The organism is Candidatus Formimonas warabiya, from assembly GCF_002777255.1.
Taxonomy (GTDB): domain Bacteria; phylum Bacillota; class Dehalobacteriia; order Dehalobacteriales; family Dehalobacteriaceae; genus Formimonas; species Formimonas warabiya.
The window spans coordinates 3154598-3175434 of record NZ_CP017634.1 but is presented as its reverse complement, the minus strand read 5'-3'; the positions used below and the strand labels follow the sequence as shown (position 1 = coordinate 3175434).

The window sequence follows — 20837 nt, the reverse complement described above, 5'->3', positions numbered from 1 at the left end:
CAGGGTTCAGACTACCGAAGGCCTGAACCCTGGTCCCTGATTTGGGGGAAGATAAAATGCGCAGACCCATTATTGCAGGAAATTGGAAAATGTTTAAAACGCCGGGAGAGGCATTAAGTTTAATTAATGACCTGAAATCCTTGATTAGCCATGTTCAGGCAGAAATCGTGGTTTGTCCTCCTTTCGTAGACCTGCCCGCCGTTGTTGTTGCCGTGCAAGACACCGGCATCAAGGTAGGCGCACAAAACATGCATTGGGAGCAGGAAGGGGCTTTTACAGGGGAGGTTTCGCCTGTGATGCTGGCTGCTGTAGGGTGCCAATATGTGATTATTGGGCACTCCGAGAGGAGACAGTACTTTTTTGAAACAGACGAAGCGGTCAACAGGAAGGTAAAGGCCGCTCTTGCCCATGGTTTACGGCCCATTGTCTGTGTGGGTGAAACATTGGCCCAACGGGAGGCAGGTATGACGGGCACCGTCGTGGAAAATCAGGTGCGCACCGGCCTCACGGGCTTACCCCAGGAGGGACGGGAAAATTTAGTCTTGGCTTATGAACCGGTGTGGGCCATCGGTACAGGGAAGAATGCTTCCGCGGCAGATGCGGAAACAGTGATTGCTCAGATTCGTGCCCTCTTGGCCGACATGTTTGGCGCCGAAACGGCAGCAAAAATCCGCATTCAGTATGGGGGCAGTGTCAAGCCCGAAAACATTCAAGAACTTATGGCGCAGCCCAATATTGACGGAGCTTTGGTAGGGGGCGCCAGTCTTAAAGCGGATTCTTTCAGTAAAATTGCTGGTTTTTGATAGGAGGAAATTCGGTGACTAGTCAAGGAAAGCCTTTAGTATTGACGATTTTGGACGGCTGGGGTCTTCGTGATAAAGCTGAAGGAAATGCCATTGCCTGCGCTTGGGTGCCTAATTATCACCGGCTTTGGGATGCCTATCCCCATACCACATTGAATGCTTCCGAGGAGGCGGTGGGGTTACCTGAGGGACAGATGGGCAATTCGGAAGTGGGGCACTTGAACATGGGAGCGGGGAGAGTGGTGTTTCAAGAATTCACCCGCATTACCCGCGCCATCAGGGATAAGAGTTTCTTTGAAAACCTGGTATTGTTAAAAGCCATGGAACATGCCAAAGCAAACAATTCTTCTTTGCATCTGCTGGGACTGCTTTCCGACGGGGGGGTGCACAGCCATCTGGATCATTTGTTTGCTTTGCTGGAAATGGCCCGCCGCCAGGGACTAACCAAGGTCTATGTGCACTGCTTTTTGGACGGGAGAGATGTTCCTCCCGCCAATGCCAAAGAATATATCCTGCTTTTGCAGCAAAAGTTTAAAGAATTAGGCTTTGGCGCTGTGGCTACGGTGATGGGACGTTTCTATGCCATGGACCGGGATAAAAGATGGGACCGGGTAGACAGGGCCTACAGGGCGATGGTCTACGGAGAAGGAATAAAGGCCCCCCTTGCTCAGGTGGCGGTGGAACAATCCTATGACAAGAGAATTACCGACGAGTTTGTAGAACCTACCGTGATCGTTGATGAAGCAGGTAACCCTAAGGGTACTGTTCAGACCGGAGACAGCATCATTTTTTATAATTTCCGGGCCGACAGGGCCCGGGAAATTACCCGGGCTTTTGTGGATGAGGATTTTTCCGGTTTTGACCGGGGCAACAATCCTCCCCAGGTGCACTATGTCTGTATGACCCAATATGACGCTACCATTCAGGCCCCGGTGGCTTTTCCGCCCCAGAACTTAAACCAAACCTTGGGACAGGTGCTGGCGGACCGCGGCTTGAAACAGCTGCGCATCGCGGAAACGGAAAAATATGCCCATGTGACCTTCTTTTTTAACGGCGGGGTAGAAGAGCCGAATCCGGGAGAGGACCGGATTTTAATTCCCTCTCCTCAGGTCGCTACCTATAATTTGCAGCCTCAAATGAGCGCTTATGAGGTAACGGCAGCAGTGATTGACAAAATTAAGAGCGGTATCTATGATGTAATTATATTAAACTATGCCAATCCGGATATGGTCGGGCATACCGGGATGATGGAGGCAGCGGAAAAAGCGGTGGAAGTCGTTGACGAATGCCTGGGCAAAGTAGTGGAGGCCGTGCAGGAGCAGGGCGGTATCACCCTCATTACCGCTGATCACGGCAATGTGGAATGCATGATTGATGAAAAAACCGGCGAGCCTCTCACGGCGCACACGACGGATCAAGTGCCCTTTATTTTAGTGGCGGATCAACTGAAGTCTGCCCCATTAAGAAGCGGAGCCCTGGAAGATATTGCTCCCACCATGCTCTATCTTTTGGGTTTAGAGAAACCGCAGGAAATGACGGGGAATAATTTGATTATCTTATAAAAAATAGGAGGTAGAATCATGTCCCTAATCGCGGATATCAATGCGAGAGAAATTTTGGATTCCCGGGGTAATCCCACGATTGAGGTGGAGGTATTTTTAGAAGACGGCACCATCGGAAGAGCCGCCGTCCCTTCCGGTGCCTCCACGGGAGCCTATGAGGCAGTGGAACTGAGAGATGGTGACAAGCAGCGTTACCTGGGCAAAGGTGTTTTGGATGCTGTGGCCAACGTACATACGATTCTGGCTCCGGAAATCGTCGGCTTAAGTGTTTTAGACCAGGCCCATATCGACAAATTGATGCTGGAACTGGATGGCACTCCCAATAAGGCCAAATTAGGCGCCAATGCCATATTAGGGGTGTCTTTGGCCTGTGCCAGGGCAGCAGCCAATTATTTAGATGTTCCTCTTTACCGGTATTTGGGCGGGGTCAATGCGAAAGAGTTGCCCGTACCGATGATGAATATCCTGAACGGGGGACAACATGCCGACAATAATGTGGATATTCAGGAGTTTATGGTGATGCCGGTGGGGGCGGCCAGCTTTGCCTCCGCTTTACGGATGGGGGCAGAGGTATTTCACAACCTGAAAAAAGTCCTCAAAGCAAAAGGCTATAATACGGCAGTCGGTGACGAAGGAGGATTTGCTCCTAATTTGGGCTCCAACGAAGAAGCCCTGGCCGTGATTGTGGAGGCCATCAAAGCGGCCGGATATGAACCGGGCAAGGATCTGATGCTGGCTGTGGATGTGGCGGCATCCGTCCTTTATCAAGACGGCAAGTATGTTCTGAAAGGGGAAGGCCTGGAAAAAACCTCTGAGGAAATGATTGATTTTTATGCCAAACTGGTGGACAAGTATCCCATTATCTCCATTGAGGACGGGCTGGCGGAAGATGATTGGGCCGGCTGGGCCAGGCTTACGGAAGTATTAGGCAAAAAGGTCCAGATCGTGGGCGATGATCTCTATGTCACCAATACGGAGAGATTATCCAAAGGAATTCAAACCGGGGCGTCCAATTCTATTCTGATTAAGGTAAACCAGATCGGCACGCTGACAGAGACTCTGGATTGTATCGAAATGGCAAAACGGGCAGGCTTTACCGCTATCGTTTCCCACCGGTCAGGGGAAACCGAAGATACCACCATTGCGGATTTAGTGGTAGCCACCAATGCCGGACAAATCAAAACCGGCGCTCCTTCCCGTACCGACCGGGTCGCGAAATACAATCAACTGCTCCGCATTGAAGAAGAACTGGATGAAGTGGCGGCCTATGCGGGAATCAATGCCTTTTACAATCTGAAAAAATAAAGAAAAATACCTGCCGGCTTACTAACAAACAGGACCTGAATCAGTTGTACGCAAAAAATATTTGTGGTACAATAGATTCACTGATTTAAAAACGGAGGGTGAGTTTGTGAAAACTTTTTTGATGATTATTCAAATGCTGATTTCTTTAGGATTGATCTCCACTGTGTTGCTCCAGTCGGGTAAAAGCGCGGGGATGTCGGGAGCCATTGCCGGAGGTGCGGAGACATTCTTTGGAAAGAAAAAAGGCATTGATGAGCTTTTAAATAAAATTTCTGCGGGACTGGCCATTGGTTTCCTACTACTGACACTGATCATATCAATATTCTTTAAATAATTTGCATCGGAAAAAAAGTGTTGGGTATCACCCAGCACTTTTTTCTTGAAAAGCCCTTTTGGACAGGTTAGGGACAGAAGATATCAAAGGGAGGAGTTGTCATGATCGACCAGTACGATTCCATGTGTTTTGCCTGCGGGAAGAAAAACCCCATCGGCTTAAAGCTGGAGTTCAAAAAAGAAAGTGATTGCTATTGTACCGTATTTGTGCCCCGGGAAGAGCACCAGGGCTATCCCGGACTGATTCACGGCGGCATTACGGCGGCAATTCTGGATGAAGTATGCGCCCGGTCCGTGTTTGTGGAGGGAATCATGGCTTTTACCGCCTCCTTAAACATTCGCTACCGGAAAGGCATACCCATCGGCAAACCGGTCACCTTCTCCAGCCGGGTGGTAAAAAAACGGGGAAGAATGCATGAGATTGAAGCCAGGGCTGTTCTGGAAGACGGGTCTGTGGCGGCCGAGGCTAGCGCGAAAATCATGGAAGCCCTCCATCAGGAGGTGCCTATATCATGACCGGATCCCGGTACTCATCCGTGTGTATGTCAAATTTGTGAAATGGGCAAGATATATTATCTAATTAAAATATGGAGCGAAATTGATGGAGAGAGAAATCTATTTTGATAATAGCGCGACCACCCAGGTGCACCCGGATGTGGCTGATTTGATGCATGAGACCATGATCCGTAATTACGGCAATCCCTCGTCCCTGCATAAAAAGGGGGTCCAGGCGGAGCAGGCCGTAAGCCATGCCCGGAAAATCATCGCCGGGGCTTTGGAAGTCAGCCCGGAGGAAATCTACTTTACTTCCGGGGGTACAGAAAGCAATAATACCGCGATCAAAGGGATTGTCCATGCCTATAAAAGCCGGGGCAATCATATTATTACCTCCAATGTGGAGCATCCTTCGGTGCTCAATGTTTTTGACCACTTAGAGGAATTAGGTTTCCGGATTACTTATTTGCGCGTAAAGGAAAATGGGGTCATTGATATGGAGGAGCTGAAGGAGGTTCTGTGCAGCGATACCATCCTGGTCAGCCTGATGCATGTCAACAATGAAGTGGGTGCCGTGCAGCCGGTTCAAGAGGTGGGGGAAGTTCTAAAAGGGTATCATAAAAAGGTGTTTTTCCATGTGGATGCCGTGCAATCATTTGGTAAACTGCCGGTTTTTCCCGCGAAATGGGGGGTTGACCTTCTTTCGGTGAGCGGGCATAAAATTCATGGCCCCAAGGGAATCGGCATTCTTTATGTAAAAAAAGGAACCCGTCTCAAACCTTTGGTAGAAGGGGGCGGACAGGAAAAGAGCGTGCGCTCCGGCACGGAAAATGTACCGGGCATTGTGGGATTAGGTAAAGCTGTGGAAATTGCCGTGAAAGACCGGGATGCCCACGCCAAAAAAATGGATGCCATCAGAGAAACATTGGCATCCCGGATTAAGGAACAGGTAGCGGACTGCCGGATCAACAGTAATTTCGACGGTTTAGGGGCCCCCCATATTTTAAATATTTCCTTTCCCGGCACAAGAAGCGAGGTGCTGCTGCACTATTTGGAGCAGGACGGCATCTATATCTCCTCCGGGTCTGCTTGCTCCGCCAAAAAAGGAAAGCTGAGCCATGTTTTAACCGCGATGCATCTGGAAGAGGAAGAAATGGAGGGCTCCCTCCGGTTTAGTTTTTCCTACATGAATGATCTGGAGGAAGTCATGCCGGTAGTGGAGAGTGTAACCAAAGCAGTGAAAGAACTGCGGGCGTTAACGGGAAAATAGCGGGGGAGGTAACCGATGTACGAATTAATTCTGGTACGCTATGGGGAACTGGGCCTCAAAGGAAAAAATAAGCATCAATTTATCAACCGGCTGGTCCTGAATATCAAGAGGGCCTTGAAGGATCTGCCTCCCAGAGAGGTAGAGTCCACCTGGGGGAGGATCTGGGTTCCCGTAAAAAATGACCTGGACCGGACCATGGAACGGCTGCAGCAGGTATTCGGTATTTATTCCGTCAGTCCGGTGATCAAAACAGAAAAGGATTTGGACGCCGTACAGAAAGCGGCTTTAAGGGTACTGCATGATGCTCTGCCCCAGGGGGGAACTTTTAAAGTGGAGACCAAAAGGTCGGATAAAACCTTTCCCATGACGTCTCCCGAGATCAGCAAAGCCGTGGGATCCTATCTTTTTGCCAACAGTCCGGACATTTATCAGGCCGATATGTATCATCCCCAGCATACGATTGATGTGGAAATCAGGGGAGAAGGGGCTTTTGTTTACGGACAGGTGATACCCGGGGCCAAGGGACTGCCCGTAGGATCCAGCGGCCGGGCGGTGCTGATGATTTCCGGGGGTATCGACAGCCCGGTGGCGGGCTGGATGGCCATGAAAAGGGGTGTTACCTTTGACGCCGTCCATTTTCACAGCTTTCCTTTTACCAGTGAAAGGGCGAAGCAGAAGGTCATCGATCTGTGCCAGGTTTTGGCCCGGTGGGGTGGGAAAATCCGCCTCCATGTGGTGCACTTCACGGAAATCCAAAAAGCGATCCGGCAGAACTGCCGGGAAGAATACGGCATTACCATCATGCGCCGTATGATGTTTCGTTTGGCGGAAAGAATTGCCCAACAAAATAGGGCTTTTGCCATTTATACCGGAGAAAGCGTGGGCCAGGTGGCCAGCCAGACCCTGGAGAGCATGTTTACCATTAATGATGTTACCAACATGCCTGTGCTGCGTCCCCTGGTGGGTATGGACAAAGAAGAAATCATCAAAATTGCCCAGCACATCCATACTTTTGATATTTCCATCCGTCCCTATGAGGATTGCTGTACCGTGTTTCTGCCCGACTTCCCCAAGATTCGTCCCCGGTTGGATGAAGCCCGGAAGATGGAAGAGAAACTTGACATAGAAGGTTTACTGGCTGAAGCATTAGATAAAACAGAGGTTTTGGAGATATTCCAGGAGGAGATTTCATGATCACTGCTGCGGAACTGCTTTCCTATATGCGGGAAAGCACCTATAAACCATTGAACGCGGAAGAACTGATTCATGCTTTGCAGGTAAAGGATATCCAGGAGTTTATTGCCCTGCTCCGGGATATGGAAAGCCGGGGGCTCATTGTTTTTACGCGGAAAAACCGCTACGGGCTGCCGGAAAGAATGGGCTTAATCCCGGGACGCTTTCAAGGTCATGCCAAAGGATTTGGCTTCTTGATTCCGGACAATCCCGAGCAGAACGATATCTTTATCAGCGCAGACAATACCAGCGGGGCCATGCATAACGACCGCATCATGGTGCGGGTGATGAAACAGGTGACTGGAGTACGCCAGGAGGGTGAAGTGATCCGGATTCTGGAGCGGGCCAACAACCGGGTGGTGGGCACATTCGAGGACGCCCGGAGATACGGCTTTGTGCGGCCCGATGAAAAACGGCTGGCCCAGGACATTTTTGTGCCCAAAGAATCTTTCAACGGGGCCAGGGACGGCGACAAGGTGATTGTGGAAGTAACGAAATGGCCGGAACCCAGAAGAAACCCCGAGGGGAAGGTGGCAGAGGTATTCGGCCGGGCTGGTGCTCCGGGAATTGATGTTTTATCGATCATCAAAAAATTTCAGCTTCCGGAAGAGTTTCCGGAAAATGTGATCAGAGAAGCGGAGAAAGTGGCCGTGATCAGGCCGGAAGATTATCAGGGACGACGGGATTTGCGCAGCCTGCCCATGGTAACGATAGATGGGGAAGATGCCAAGGACCTGGATGATGCCGTTTCCCTGGAGCTTCTTGCCAACGGCAACTGGTATTTAGGGGTCCATATTGCCGATGTAGGGAATTATGTCAAAGAAGACAGCTTTTTGGACCGGGAGGCTTTTCAACGAGGGACCAGTGTTTATATGGTGGACCGGGTGATTCCCATGCTGCCCAGGCAGCTGTCCAACGATATTTGCAGCCTGAATGCCGGGGTGGACCGGCTGGCCATGACCTGTTTTATGGAGATCAATCCCCAGGGGTCCGTAGTAGCCCATGACATCACTCCCTCGGTGATTCAGGTCAGGGAGCGCATGACCTACAGCAATGTGAATAAAATTCTCCTTCAGAATGACCTGGAGTTGAAAAAAAGGTATGAAGATTTTGTAGCCATGTTTAAAAATATGGCTATGCTCATGCACACCCTGCGCCAAAAGCGCATGGAAAGAGGCGCGATCAATTTTGAATTTCCTGAGGCAAAAGTAATTTTGGACGAGCGCGGGAAGCCGGAGGCGATTGTGAAACGTACCTCTGATGTAGCGGAGCAGATGATTGAGGAATTTATGATTGCCGCTAACGAAACGGTGGCCTCAGAATATTACTGGCGGGAAGCTCCTTTTTTGTACCGGATTCACGAAGTTCCAGATCCGGAAAAGGTGGAAGAACTGAACGAATTCCTGCACCGTTTCGGCTATCATATCAAAGGAGCGTCCCATGAGATCCATCCTAAGGTCTATCAGGATATCATCGATAAGATAGAAGGCCGTCCGGAGGAACGGGTGATCAGTACGGTAATGCTCCGGTCCATGCGTCATGCCCGTTACCACCCGGAAGCTCTGGGCCATTTTGGACTGGCCTCAAAATACTATTCTCATTTTACCTCTCCCATCAGGAGATATCCGGATCTGGTGATCCACCGGGTGATCAAGGAGTATCTTGCCAAGGGCCAGCTGAATGAAGAGCGCCGGACCAAATTGCGCAAACGGATGAATGATTACGCCGAGCAGTCTTCCTTTAAGGAGAAAATCGCCGAAGATGCGGAACGGGAATCTCTGGACATGAAAAAAGCCGAGTTCATGGAACGGCATATCGGCGACACCTTCGAAGGAATTATTTCCGGGGTGACTTCTTTCGGCATGTTTGTGGAACTGGATAATACCGTGGAAGGCCTGGTCCATGTTTCCACCATGACCGACGATTACTATCAGTTCGAGGAAAAATTGATTGCCTTCCGGGGCCGCCACACGAGAAAAATGTATAAGCTGGGGGATGCGGTAAAAATCGTGGTGAGCCGGGTGAACGTAGAAGACCGGAGCATCGATTTTGAACTGGCCGCCGACGAATAGTAGCCTTTCCCGGCTGGAAACAGGATACCGTTGACTTTGATAGCCCGTGTGTTATAATAATTACACACGTTGATTTCTTATGGAATGACGAAACCCTGCGGCAGGTTGTGCGTTAGTTTGATCTGTACGTGAGGGTTTGTTTTTCGGGGTGCCGTATGAAAGAGAAGCAAGGAATAAAGATCGTTACCGACAACCGAAAAGCGCGGCATGACTATCACATTCTGGAAACCTATGAGGCCGGGATGGCTCTCCAGGGTACGGAAGTGAAGTCACTGCGGGGAGGAAAAGCCAACCTGAACGATGCTTTTGCCCGGATTGAAAACGGAGAGGTCCTTTTATATAATATGCATATCAGCCCTTATGAGCAGGGCAACCGTTTTAACCACGATCCCAAGCGCACCCGGAAACTGCTCATGCACAAATATGAAATCAACAAGCTTTTTGGAACCGTACGGGAAAAAGGTTTAACCCTGGTTCCATTGAAAGTCTATTTCTCCCGGGGCCGCGCCAAAGTGGAACTGGCCCTGGCCCAAGGTAAAAAGCTCTATGACAAGCGGGATGATATGGCAGAAAGAGACGCAAAAAGAGAAATGGACAAAGCGTTCAAGGAAAGACAGCATTATTAGCAGTCTACTTCTAAGGCCCACTGATTAACAGTTAGTAGCTATACAGTAGACAATCCACAGTCCCTAATCGCCAAATAAATAACATGGGGGCGTACTGGATTTCGACGGGGGATGAATTGGCGAGAGTAGCGAGCCGGGGTTCCATCAGCCCGTTAAACGGTGGAAATTAATTTAAACGCTAACGATAATTACGCTTTAGCTGCTTAATGCAGCTAACATCCTACCCTCTGCTCCTGCGGTGAGGAATAGGGTGTCATTTTAGCAGGATACTCTGATCCCAATTCTCGGAGGGATCAGGGGAAATTCATCGAGATAGCGACCGCGCAGGCTGTTTGTGGCCGGCAAGGGAGCGAAATCTAAAGCACAAACTGCGCTCGGAGAAGCTTTTGTGGGTTCTCTTTCGGACAGGGGTTCGATCAACAAAAGGGTCGCCCTGGGTGGCAACATCCAGGTGAAAACCCGGCTTACATCGGTGAAACCTAAGTAGCGAAAAGCTATATGGCAATACCGAGGGGTGCAAGCCCTGTAGAGACTCAAGGCAAAGCCTTGGATGGAGAGGTCAAAAAAACATACTCTCCATAATACGCCGGGTACCCATGAAAATGGGTAAAGATATAGTCCATGCCGTAAGGAAACTTATGGGAAAACATGTCCCCTCGCCTCCACCAAATAAGTACTCAAACTTTGATACAATGAAAACTCCTTGCCACAAGGAGTTTTCAGCGTTTTAGACCTAAATTAGCAGTGTTTTCAGCGGTGCTTTTTTCTGTTTTTGCACCCTTTCGTTGAAAGATGCACCCCCCTGAGGCGGCACCGCACCCCTTGTGACGGACAACTATTTTGCACACCCCGAATAAATGCATGAAAAACCGGCAATAATCATAATGCTTTTACTTGCAAGCAGGATCGCGATAGGTAAGGGACTTCCTCGCTCATCGATTAAATGCCGTTCGGAAGGCCCTTTTCCCCCGCTTCAGACCGGACATGAGACTTTTACCTCATCCGGCCTTCCATCAATCTACTATTTTCGCTTATGTCAACTTTTCTCTCATCCTGGTTAGTTTACGGGATTTTGACTTAGGTAGATTTGAAATATTGCAGTTACTATGAATTAGGTCATGACAAGTTGTGCAGACACTAACAAGATTAGGTACTCGATTAACCATGTCGAGGGTTAGCTTTGTTTGAATATGGTGAAATTCCACATTAGTTTCACTTAGATACTCGCCGCATATGCGGCATTTACCTTTATCTCGATTGAAGGTATACCCACGATTTAGGAAGTATTCAAAGTTATATGGGGGGCTACCTTTATTGTGGATCTTGCTTAGAAGGTGGGAACTAAGTATTTCGTCTTGACGGGGTAGAGTTGTCTTTTTCCCCGTTCGTTTTAAATAAAGTTCTCGGCCTTCCACAGTGTAAGGAGTTTCTTTCCGATTTTTCAGCTTGATCTGTTGCCATTTACAGAAACTGAGAGAAGTAATTCCAATAAGTCTATTACCGTCTTGAATTGCCGCAATCTTTTTTGTATATTGCTGATGTATATCTTGTAAATTACTAACTTGATTGGCAGGAACCATACCGCCACCTAATTTTTTGATTACACGAGAGGCAATAGGAAAAATCCCCCACGCATGTTTACATAGGTCTAGGTAAACATGGGTTGCCGCCTGATAATAGTTGATTATGCCCCTAGTCATAGCGTTTACCTTTAGGATTTGTTGAAAAATTAACTCTCGATCGGGTTGTTTGTAAATCTTCTTAACTTCTTTGCGGATTTCTGCAACCTTGCACTTTAGTCGCTCCGGGTGAGGATGGGTTTTCGTCACATAGCCTTTTCGGGCTTTGCCCGACGGCACTACTTTATACGTGAAGCCTAGAAATGAAATAGGGCTCTTTTTAACACAAGTAAGTTTAGTCTTTTCTTCCGAAAGTTTAAGCTTAAGCTGGTCTTTCAGCTTTTGCTGTATATGGTTCTTCCATCTTTCGGCATTCTTTTTTGTGTTAGTAATGATAACCCAATCATCGCAATAACGTACTAGATAGGCCGGTTTTAGTGTTCCTTGGTTTCTTAGAGCTCTGAGTCTGCCATTTGCAAATGCGTATTGATGACGCGTTTTCTTATTCTCCCAAGCATTGGCGATGTACTCGTCAAAGGTATTTAGGTAGGCATTAGCTAGCAGTGGAGAGATAATTCCACCCTGCTGAGTGCCCTCCGGATTAACTTTGACTTCGTTCATTATCCCCGTTTTGAGCATTTGTTTAATCAACATAAGAATGCGTCGATCCCGGATACCAAGATGCCAAAGTTGTTTGATTAACTTAGTATGACTAATGGTGTCAAAGAATTTTGAAATATCGCCTTCAATGACCCAATGATACCCAGTTTGGTGAACGATGTTTGTTATCCTTTCCAGGGCCATGTGAGCATCCCGGTATGGCCTAAACCCATAAGAGTGGTTAAAGAACTGTGCCTCTAAGATGGGTTCGATAACAAGGCGAATACACTCCTGAATTACCCGATCGAAAATGGATGGAATACCTAAAGGGCGTGTTTCCTGTTTTCCTGGTTTTGGTATATGCACCCTGCGTATTGGAATGGGTTGGTAGTTCTTTAGGCCTTCTTGTACGGCATGAATTACTTCCCCAAATGGCTTCTCCAGAAAATCCCTTATTGTAGTATCGTCAGAACCAGGTGTTTCTGCACCTCTGTTAGACTTGATGTTGTGAACTGCGGTCTGAATAGTAATTGGGGATGAGATAATCTCCAGCAGACCTTTAAATTTCGGTTTCTCTCCACGTTCTTTGGCCATTCTTGCTTTGGCATAAAGTTCGTCTAGGTAGTTGTGTAGATCCCATTCGTTCTTCAAGATTGGATAGTCAGATTGTTGCTCCAAGCAGTCCTCCTTTGTATGGAGTATTGGTCCTGCTGGCTTTAGTCAGTTATGGTCCACGCCTTCCCTGACAGTTGACTTGCTTATTTAGTATGATTGACTATGCCCCTTCGCCATGTACGCGACTTTCCCGCGCTCGGACTACTACGGGCTGCTGCCCCACAGGTAATGCGGTCATTTCTTACCGCTTAGGGATATCAGCCTTTACCAACTTTAACATTCCCTCCTGTGGTTCCGTTGTTCCCCGTAACCTAGCTTTACACTGTGACTTTAGCCTTCTCCTCTGGCCCGCCAGTCGCCTTTTTATCCTTTGCTAGTTGGACGCAAGGCCCCATCCCTCTTCGGGAGTGAGACAGACAAAAAACCCTATATTTTTACGTCTGCGGCATGGACCCCACTGGGGGGTGAATACCTTCATTTTGGTATCCCGCATTTTACGAGCCTTACATACGGAGATTTTCGGTGAATAGGCATGGCCATTTTATAGCCCCCCGACTACATTCCCTTACCATCGCAGGTTCGGTTTTCGCCGACTTTATCGAGCTTCGTACACTTTCGTGGTAAACCGGAGGTGCACGTCGAAGCTTCAGGGACGGGTCTGCTAGCATTCAGACCGTAGCAGGAACTACCCCTGCCAATTCGGTTACAGAGTTCAGATATGTTAAACACATTCTGCCAGGGTTTTATTGACCATTTCTGGTCAGGTTAACCTGGAACAACGCGCACATAGGGCAACGCTGAGGAGCGACCCGAGCGGCTTACAAGGTTTGGCTTATACGAATGGGGCGGTCGGTTGACCGCTCTTTTCATTCGGTAAGGAAAACAAAAGCGATAAACCTCAGGGGTTCGGGGACGGCGTCTCCGAGAGCCTTGCAGCGGCTTCCCTTTCCTCAAAAGGCGTTAGGCCATTGCCCTGAATACGCTCGTAGTTGTAGTATTGGACAAATTCATCGGTCAGTCTCTCGGCTTCGGTAAGCGTTTTCGGCTTTTCGAGATAAATACACTCCGTCTTGAACGTGCTGAAAAAATTTTCCGCCATCGCGTTGTCACCAGGTGTTGCGGGCTTGGACATGGACGGAGTTATACCATTTTCAGTAACTTGAAAATGGTAGTCCCACGATCGATACTGCCCGCCGCCGTCGCTATGAAGAATCAGGTCTTTCGGCGGCGTTTCAGAAGCGACAGCCGCTTCTATCGTATTTTTGACGAGCAAGTAATCCTGCCGCTTCGCCGTCTTATGCGCCACGATAAAGTTGCCGCATAAATCTCGGATTGCCGACAGATACAGAGTTCCTTCCGGCACAACAATATAGGATATGTCCGTCACCCATTTTTGATTCGGTCTGTCCGCACTAAATCCCCTATTCATTACGTTCTCGTAACGCAAGTTTCCATTCGGCTTGTAGTTAAACGGATTTTTACGGCGGATAACTGATAGCATATTGTTCCTGCTTGTAATCCGCCACACCTTTTTATGGTTTACAGTCAGCCCCTTTTCGCGCTTGAGCCATTTGACGATCCTCCGATAGCCGAAGCGTCTCTTATGTCGTTTGTGGCATTCGGTAATTAAGTCAATCAGATCCTTGTCCGGATTCCCGCATTGCCCACGATTCATCCAGTCATAATAGCCGCTTCGTGAAACGTCATAAAACTTACACATTACAGCAACAGGATATTTTCCCGTAAATCGCTTGATGATAGCGTAAAATTGCGATTTTCTCACCCTCTTTCTGTCAGTATGAGAAAATTTCGCAGCAGATCTACCTCCATCTCCAACCGTGCTATACGATCTTCTTGGGAATCGGTTTTCGGGGTACGGCTGTGAATGTCCTCCTTGCGGACAGCCTCTTTGCGGCGTCCGGCCTTATCACGCTGTGGAATCCCCATCTTTTTTCGGTACCTAAGGCACCATGATTTTATTGTATCAAGCGGAATATTCATGGTCTTCGCTATGTATTGATAACTTTCGCCATCTCTGAAGTACATATTCAGAGCTGTTTCCTGTTCTTCTAAACTTCGCATAATTGATCACCTCTTGCCATATTATGGACAATTCGGTGTTCATTTATGCTGTCCGATTTTGGGGTGCAGCTATTTTAGTATGCATTTTAACTGTCCGAAATCAAGGGGTAAGTGCCTTTCCTGGGGGGTGCAAAATTTAAGGGGGTGCAAATAAAAATCGGCACTGCTAAAGTTCGTTATATAACTACCAAAAAGGGCCAATTGTCTTAAAACATTCTATTTACTATCATTTATTGGGCAGAATATTAGTTGTGTCAAGTTAAGGCCTATGTTCCCTTAGGATAAATGACAAAATACAGGCTGGCACACATCACTTATGAGTTATATTATGTCAACCTCATTGTATTCTGGCCGGTTACTTTTAGAAGATTATTTAAGTGTTAATATACTCTTTTTACACCAGTTAATTCAGCAGAGAAGTCATCGAGAGCAACTAAATCATCGGGATTAAGCTCTTTAATTGATGATTTGCCTAAGGCGCGAATGACTTGCTCCATTTCCACCACCATGGATCGTAACACATTAGCTACTCTTTCAGCACCTAGATTTATGTCTAATTTTTTATTATTTTTTGAGCTGTAGCTTACAAGAGTTGTAGCAGGCTCCCACGGTATTACTTTTTTATGCTGCTTATTGACTAGAGCATATAAAGGGACTGTACCAAGATATATTGCATCTGCGCCTAAAGCCAGAGCTTTCAAACAGCTTCCAGGATTAAAATACCCTCCGGATACAATCAGGCTTATTTGATCCCGGATTCCACGTTCACGTAAATATCGGACAGCACGAACCAGTGCATGAAGACTTGGAATCCCGAAATCATCCTGCATCGTTGGATTTGATACAAGTGCGCTGCCCTGTGCTCCATCAATAGCTATAACATCAAAACCTAAATCTATCGCTACTGCTAAATCTTCTTCAAGCGAATTGGTTGCCATCATTTTTACACCTATCGGGATTCCCTTGGCTCTCCTGCGTAAATCATTAATCAGTATTGGCCAATCCTTTTCACTATTAACACCTGGCGGAGCTATCAATCTGCTTATTCCTTGATTATGAGGCAAACCCATAAGCTCCCTGGCTTTACCTTTTACTTCATCTGGAGCAAGATAAAAGCTACCACTTTGAGCGCCTTGAGAAATTTGTACTTCCAACATATCTGCTGAAGCTATTTCTTCATCGGTACGTAATCCCCAAGGCCATTGCGATATCTGCAAAATGTATTTGCCGGCTTCCCTGTGTTCCTCCCGGAGGTACGGACCTTCGCCTGAATTTGTTGAAGTCCCGGCCTTCTTTGCACCTTTTGCTAAAGCTATTTTTGCGGACTCACTTAATGCTACTCCATAAGCCATGCCGGAAATCAGTAAAGGAATATTAGTAATTAATGGCCTATCTGCCTTTGAGCCTATAGTAACTTTCATATCAACAGGGGTGTCACCAGGCTTTGGAAGTTTCTTTAACTGCGGAGGTTTTGTGAACATTAGATTATCATATCCAACAAATTGTTTGGAAGTCCCCACCGGTCGATTAATGACAGTCCCCTGAGTAGCTCTTAAGTTGATTTCTAAAATGTTATCAATTCCTGCACGTCTGAAACCGGTCCATATTTCCATCATATTTTTACTATACTCATCTGTAGTCAACGTCTTAAGTACATCGCCAATTTCTTTTTGGGTTAGTTTACGCACAATAGTCTTAAGTGCAAAATAAGCAAAAGGTATACTTCCTAGCAGTATTCTTTTTTGATTACTGTTAAGCTCGTTTTTGTTAATGCCTCGTTGTTTTAACTGACCAACTATGCCGGAAATAGAAATACCGGAGAAGATTTTTGCTAGGAATGAACAGCTGCCCCGTTTTTTATTCATAGAATTATATCACTTCCATCCTTCATTGACAGCCTCTACTGAAGAAACCCATTTTATCCCTTATAATACGACCTTAAATAGTATTTGCAATTTTACCCCACCCCAATCCGCAAAGTTCATGGATAGGGCAGCACTAATATTTTAAAATATAGAGATTTGTTCATTCTCCCCTGGTATTAAGTTTATCCCGGCTCTGAGATTTAGGAAACAGACTCTGTGGTTCATCTATCTCCAAAGTTAAATTACTAGGCTTAAATAAACGTGTATCACCTAAGTTTACGGTAATGGCCATTTTGGTCGCACCAAAAACTAGGTGAGATATGTAAGTGGCTAGGGCATCTTTCGGTTTTACAGGAAATATGGCTGTGGCACCTAGTTTAGAGAAGACTCCGTACAAAGTAGTCCATTCAGCAGCTCCCAAACCTGCGCCTTTTAACAAATAATTATCTTTCCCCATGAGAGTAGCCCAATAAGTGCAGGTGACACCAAGTCCTCCTGCAATCATGTTATCTGCAATATAACCGACTAGTTTACCGTACTGCTTTGGAATATCCGATTTTTTTAGAAATATTCCGGCAGCAGTTGTATAGCCGTTACTTTTGGAGAGGCCAGTTCTATTAAAGAAATGTTCTACAGTAATTTTTTCCATATTACCCCCTAACCCTGCTATAACACCTAACAAAAACCTATCCTTAATTTTCTTCAAAATTTTCACCTCGGATTCTTTACACAATTCGAATCTTATGATCTTCCTGCCTATATCAATATCATTAGCTTGTCATTCCTTTGAGGCACATACATTCTTCCCCTTTTAAAAACTTACTTATCAGATCTTTTTATTCCCGGTTTTAAAGAGATTTTTTCAAGGTGAATATACATTAAACCATAAAATGAAAACCATAAAATAAAAACTATAAATAAAATTGGTTCATTGAAAGAATATAATCCAAAACCCTGTAAAACCTTAATTGTTCAACACCAGTTTTGGCGGACTTAAAAATCGAAATCTTCATATACTTATGCCTCCCATGTATACGGTAATAAGGCTAAAGATTATTCTTCCATCATTTCCAATCAAATATTTCTGGTAAATAGAGAGAATTACCAGACTGAACATTATCAGGTTTAAGTGTCGGAACTTCCTACATAATATACTATCAATTCTGTTATCAAGACGGAGCCCAAACTATACTTACCTCAAATGGAAATACATTTTGTTCAATTAGGCTTTAAAAAATATCTCCTACCAAAAACTCTTCCCTCTAAATCTCAAATAACATATTTATAGAGGCACATTTCTCTAAAAAACAAAAAAATCCCGCAAGGTCAGCAATCTGCCAGCCCTGCGGGTTTCATTTCCATATAATCATCAATTATCCTACTTTAACTTTTATTCCGGCAAGGAAAATGACCTCTGCCATACCATCTGGCCCAATTTCAATATGGTCGAAAGTTTTGAGCAATATTCATAGTGTATAGTTTCAATATGCCCCTTTTCTTCAATCAGTCCCATTAACTGGTTTTCCTGATCCCGTGACAAGTATATGATCGTTTTCTTTAATAATTTCGCAGTAATAACAGCCTTGAATCACTTTTTCTATCATATGATATCAAGGCCCATCTCTGGATCATGTTGAGTGGAAATCACTACTGTATCTACACGAAGTGGTTTATCACCTGGAATGAACTCGTCGAAAGAATATCTCTTTTGATATTTTTTAAAATAATTAAATGATATTTCATCTGCTCTATTGACATATTTTTAAAATTTTTAGTTGCCCTAGCATCCCTTTGATTACTAAACCTCAAAGGGCTGTCCGGCAATAGACCGCAACTAATTTTTCTTCACTGCTGTTCTTTAACAAAATTACCAACCTCCTTAATACCATAAGAATTGCTTATTGCACGACTTCTATCATCCTTAATACCAAAACAAATACTTAAACACAATAGTGATAAAACGGCCATTAGCATATAAGCATTAATAAAACTACCTGAGGCATTTTTAATATAACCACTTGCATAATTGCCTATCATAGCACCAAAGCCAATTGCAACATTCAAAAGGCCAAATAATTTAGCAGTCTTTTCCGGTGGGAGCATCCTCGAAACATAGGTCGGATGCAAGCCAAATAATCCATAAAATGATAAACCAAAAATTCCACAGGATAATAAAACGCAAGCAGAATTGTGAAATATAAGTAAAACTAAAATAGCTATCACCGAGATCCCATACATTATAATCATCGCTTTTTTCGCAGAAAACTTATCAGCCAATATGCCAGCAAAAAAACCACTAACCACGCCTAAGATCCCAAATAGGCTCCAGCTAATTCCAGCAATTTCATGATTTAACCTTAAATCCTCTTGGATAAATGGAACGATATAGGTCTGGAATGGCATCAAATATAATCCGGTCACAATAACCAGCAGAATTAAAAGAGTATATTGTAAATAATTCTTAGTCATTGGACTATTTGTAGTAATATCAACTGAATTATTTTCAATTTTCATTTCATCTGGATCGCTTTTTGGAAGCAAAGCTGTATTCTTAACCGAATAAACCACATACACTCCAAACGAGCCAATAATAAAACTTATGATCCCAAACACAAGCCAGACTGTTTGCCAATGATAAGTAATTAGGATGTAAGGAATCAGCATACCATTTAATATTACGCCATAAGAAGTGCCACTAGCAATAATCCCTAAACTCTTTCCGCGGTTTTCTTCAGCTATCGATCTGGCTACAAGTTCGACCATGGGAACCCATGCTGTCGCAGCAAATATTCCCAGTATACCCACAATTGTAAACAGTATCCATTTATCATGGACAAAATATAAACTAACCAAACTTAATGCGCTCAGCATTACTGATGAGCATATTAAAAGCCGGGCTCCGACAACCGCAGACATAAAACCGCCAAAGAACGAAAAAAGGAGAAATAAACCCATCTGGAAAGCATTAATCCGCCCCACAAACTCATAATTTAAATGTAAATCTTTCGCAATCTCCGGAGTGATAACAGCAAAAATATACCTTCCAAAAGCATATGTAATCGCAATAAAACTTGTTAGACAACAAACGTACAATATTGTTTGATAATTTTTCGACACTATGCAACCCTTCTTCCATTTTTTAATTATATTTTGTTGACCCTTTATAATGCTCCATATGCCTTATCTCAGTGTACCCTTATTACTATACTACTTCTTACTAAAATAGTTACTTATCAAATATTGTGCCAATAATTAATATCTAAATATAATCTACCTGACCAAGTATGCACAAAAAACGTTTCCCAATCAGTAAAAAAATTAAGAATATGTTCTACAGGATCTGAGATAAAGAGTAAAAAACGCTATCAAACAGCTGAAAGTTTTTTACAAAGTTTCTCTTTTACAAAAATATTTTGCATCCGCATAGATATTTTGCAAATTGTTTTTCCTTATTATTACAAACTTTAACCTTCTATCTTATATTATTCTGCATAAATATTTTGCGCATCAATTTCTCTTCTACTTTATGTTCTTTATCTCCAGGTAAAAAATTCTGGTAAACCTAGAACTCTTTTTCCTCGGTAAAATTTCACAACAACAAATAGCCATCACCACTAATCAGCATTGCATGTGTTGATTTAGAAATTATTAGAATGGATAAAAAATACAACCGGCTTAGGAACCCATTATAAGAAAAAAGAATTACAGCTCAGAAAAACACAAGAATTCATATACATTAAACATAAAATACAATGTAGCAATCTTCCCCCTTGAACAAATTACTCCATACCTAGTAATAATTCGGGAAAAAGCAAGAGCTAGGCTTATTTTATCAGAATACAAAAAAGTTACCCCGGAAATGGTAGGTATTCAAAAGATTTATTAAAGCAAAAAGAATTATTTTATGGAAAGTTTATGAGCATATAAAAAACAGACCCTATGACAGGTCTGATTTTTGTATTTTGTCTAATGACGGTAATATTGATACAATTTCACGCTCGCTCCGGCTGAATCTGCGCGGGTGCATTTTCGTCTTCGCGGATGCAAATTCAAAAAGACAGGTGCACCTTTTCATGATAGGTATTTAGACCTCGTCCTCAGTACTATAATGCTCGGAATACTTTACCATGTCCCCGATCCACATGACTGAATTTATGCCGCTACCGTGAAGCAATACCAAAACGGGCGCATCTTTTTTACCTGCCGCTATCACAAAAGCTTTTCCAAAGCGTGTGTCAATATTGACTTCTTCATGAGGAATCCGCATGTTGCCAAGAAAGGTATCATACGCTTTGTATACGGCATTCCTGCCCTCGGTTGTTTTAAATGCAAATGTGTTTGTCATTTTGATTCCTCT

16 protein-coding genes and 1 other RNA gene are annotated in these 20837 nt (G+C 44.9%); 10 read left to right on the top strand and 7 right to left on the bottom strand.

Features of this window, described 5'->3' with window-relative positions:
* Window positions 1-56 precede the first annotated feature (56 nt).
* The 10 genes from tpiA to ssrA all read left to right on the top strand — a co-directional run bounded on the left by tpiA (window position 57) and on the right by ssrA (window position 10118).
* A complete protein-coding gene (gene tpiA / locus DCMF_RS14615) occupies window positions 57-803 on the top strand; it encodes a triose-phosphate isomerase (RefSeq protein ID WP_148135096.1) in 747 nt (248 codons plus the stop codon).
* A 14-nt stretch (window positions 804-817) separates the two neighbouring features.
* Complete coding sequence (gene gpmI / locus DCMF_RS14610) at window positions 818-2365, top strand: 2,3-bisphosphoglycerate-independent phosphoglycerate mutase (protein ID WP_148135095.1); 1548 nt, start codon at window positions 818-820, stop codon at window positions 2363-2365.
* Window positions 2366-2383: 18 nt separating this feature from the next.
* On the top strand, window positions 2384-3670 hold the full coding sequence (eno, locus tag DCMF_RS14605) for a phosphopyruvate hydratase (RefSeq protein ID WP_148135094.1): 1287 nt from the start codon (window positions 2384-2386) through the stop codon (window positions 3668-3670).
* Window positions 3671-3776: 106 nt separating this feature from the next.
* On the top strand, window positions 3777-4004 hold the full coding sequence (gene secG / locus DCMF_RS14600; protein ID WP_418219636.1) for a preprotein translocase subunit SecG: 228 nt from the start codon (window positions 3777-3779) through the stop codon (window positions 4002-4004).
* Between the two features lie 101 nt (window positions 4005-4105).
* Window positions 4106-4519, top strand: a complete 414-nt coding sequence (locus DCMF_RS14595; protein ID WP_214659356.1) for a PaaI family thioesterase — start codon at window positions 4106-4108, stop codon at window positions 4517-4519.
* Between the two features lie 85 nt (window positions 4520-4604).
* Window positions 4605-5768, top strand: coding sequence for a cysteine desulfurase family protein (locus DCMF_RS14590; protein ID WP_148135093.1), 1164 nt, complete (start codon window positions 4605-4607; stop codon window positions 5766-5768).
* A 15-nt stretch (window positions 5769-5783) separates the two neighbouring features.
* Complete coding sequence (thiI, locus tag DCMF_RS14585) at window positions 5784-6962, top strand: tRNA uracil 4-sulfurtransferase ThiI (protein WP_148135092.1); 1179 nt, start codon at window positions 5784-5786, stop codon at window positions 6960-6962.
* Window positions 6959-9073: a ribonuclease R gene (rnr, locus tag DCMF_RS14580; protein ID WP_148135091.1), complete on the top strand. Its 2115-nt coding sequence runs from the start codon at window positions 6959-6961 to the stop codon at window positions 9071-9073. The genes thiI and rnr overlap by 4 nt, the downstream gene beginning before the upstream one ends.
* A 155-nt stretch (window positions 9074-9228) precedes the next feature.
* Window positions 9229-9699 (top strand): SsrA-binding protein SmpB, encoded by a 471-nt coding sequence (gene smpB, locus DCMF_RS14575; protein WP_148135090.1) that lies wholly within the window; start codon window positions 9229-9231, stop codon window positions 9697-9699.
* A gap of 93 nt (window positions 9700-9792) precedes the next feature.
* Window positions 9793-10118: a transfer-messenger RNA gene (gene ssrA / locus DCMF_RS14570) on the top strand.
* A gap of 612 nt (window positions 10119-10730) precedes the next feature.
* Here the strand turns inward: ssrA and ltrA are convergent.
* The 7 genes from ltrA to DCMF_RS14535 form a co-directional block, all read right to left on the bottom strand.
* Window positions 10731-12596 (bottom strand): group II intron reverse transcriptase/maturase, encoded by a 1866-nt coding sequence (gene ltrA / locus DCMF_RS14565; protein WP_214659279.1) that lies wholly within the window; start codon window positions 12594-12596, stop codon window positions 10731-10733.
* Window positions 12597-13431: 835 nt separating this feature from the next.
* On the bottom strand, window positions 13432-14316 hold the full coding sequence (locus DCMF_RS14560; RefSeq protein ID WP_148135080.1) for an IS3 family transposase: 885 nt from the start codon (window positions 14314-14316) through the stop codon (window positions 13432-13434).
* A complete protein-coding gene (locus DCMF_RS14555) occupies window positions 14313-14615 on the bottom strand; it encodes a sigma factor-like helix-turn-helix DNA-binding protein (protein WP_148135081.1) in 303 nt (100 codons plus the stop codon). The genes DCMF_RS14560 and DCMF_RS14555 overlap by 4 nt, the downstream gene beginning before the upstream one ends.
* A gap of 380 nt (window positions 14616-14995) precedes the next feature.
* Window positions 14996-16480, bottom strand: a complete 1485-nt coding sequence (locus DCMF_RS14550; protein WP_148135089.1) for an FMN-binding glutamate synthase family protein — start codon at window positions 16478-16480, stop codon at window positions 14996-14998.
* Between the two features lie 160 nt (window positions 16481-16640).
* Window positions 16641-17129: a hypothetical protein gene (locus DCMF_RS14545; RefSeq protein WP_236860283.1), complete on the bottom strand. Its 489-nt coding sequence runs from the start codon at window positions 17127-17129 to the stop codon at window positions 16641-16643.
* 1196 nt (window positions 17130-18325) lie between these two features.
* A complete protein-coding gene (locus tag DCMF_RS14540) occupies window positions 18326-19597 on the bottom strand; it encodes an MFS transporter (protein ID WP_214659355.1) in 1272 nt (423 codons plus the stop codon).
* A gap of 967 nt (window positions 19598-20564) precedes the next feature.
* Complete coding sequence (locus tag DCMF_RS14535) at window positions 20565-20825, bottom strand: hypothetical protein (protein WP_236860282.1); 261 nt, start codon at window positions 20823-20825, stop codon at window positions 20565-20567.
* Window positions 20826-20837: the final 12 nt, after the last annotated feature.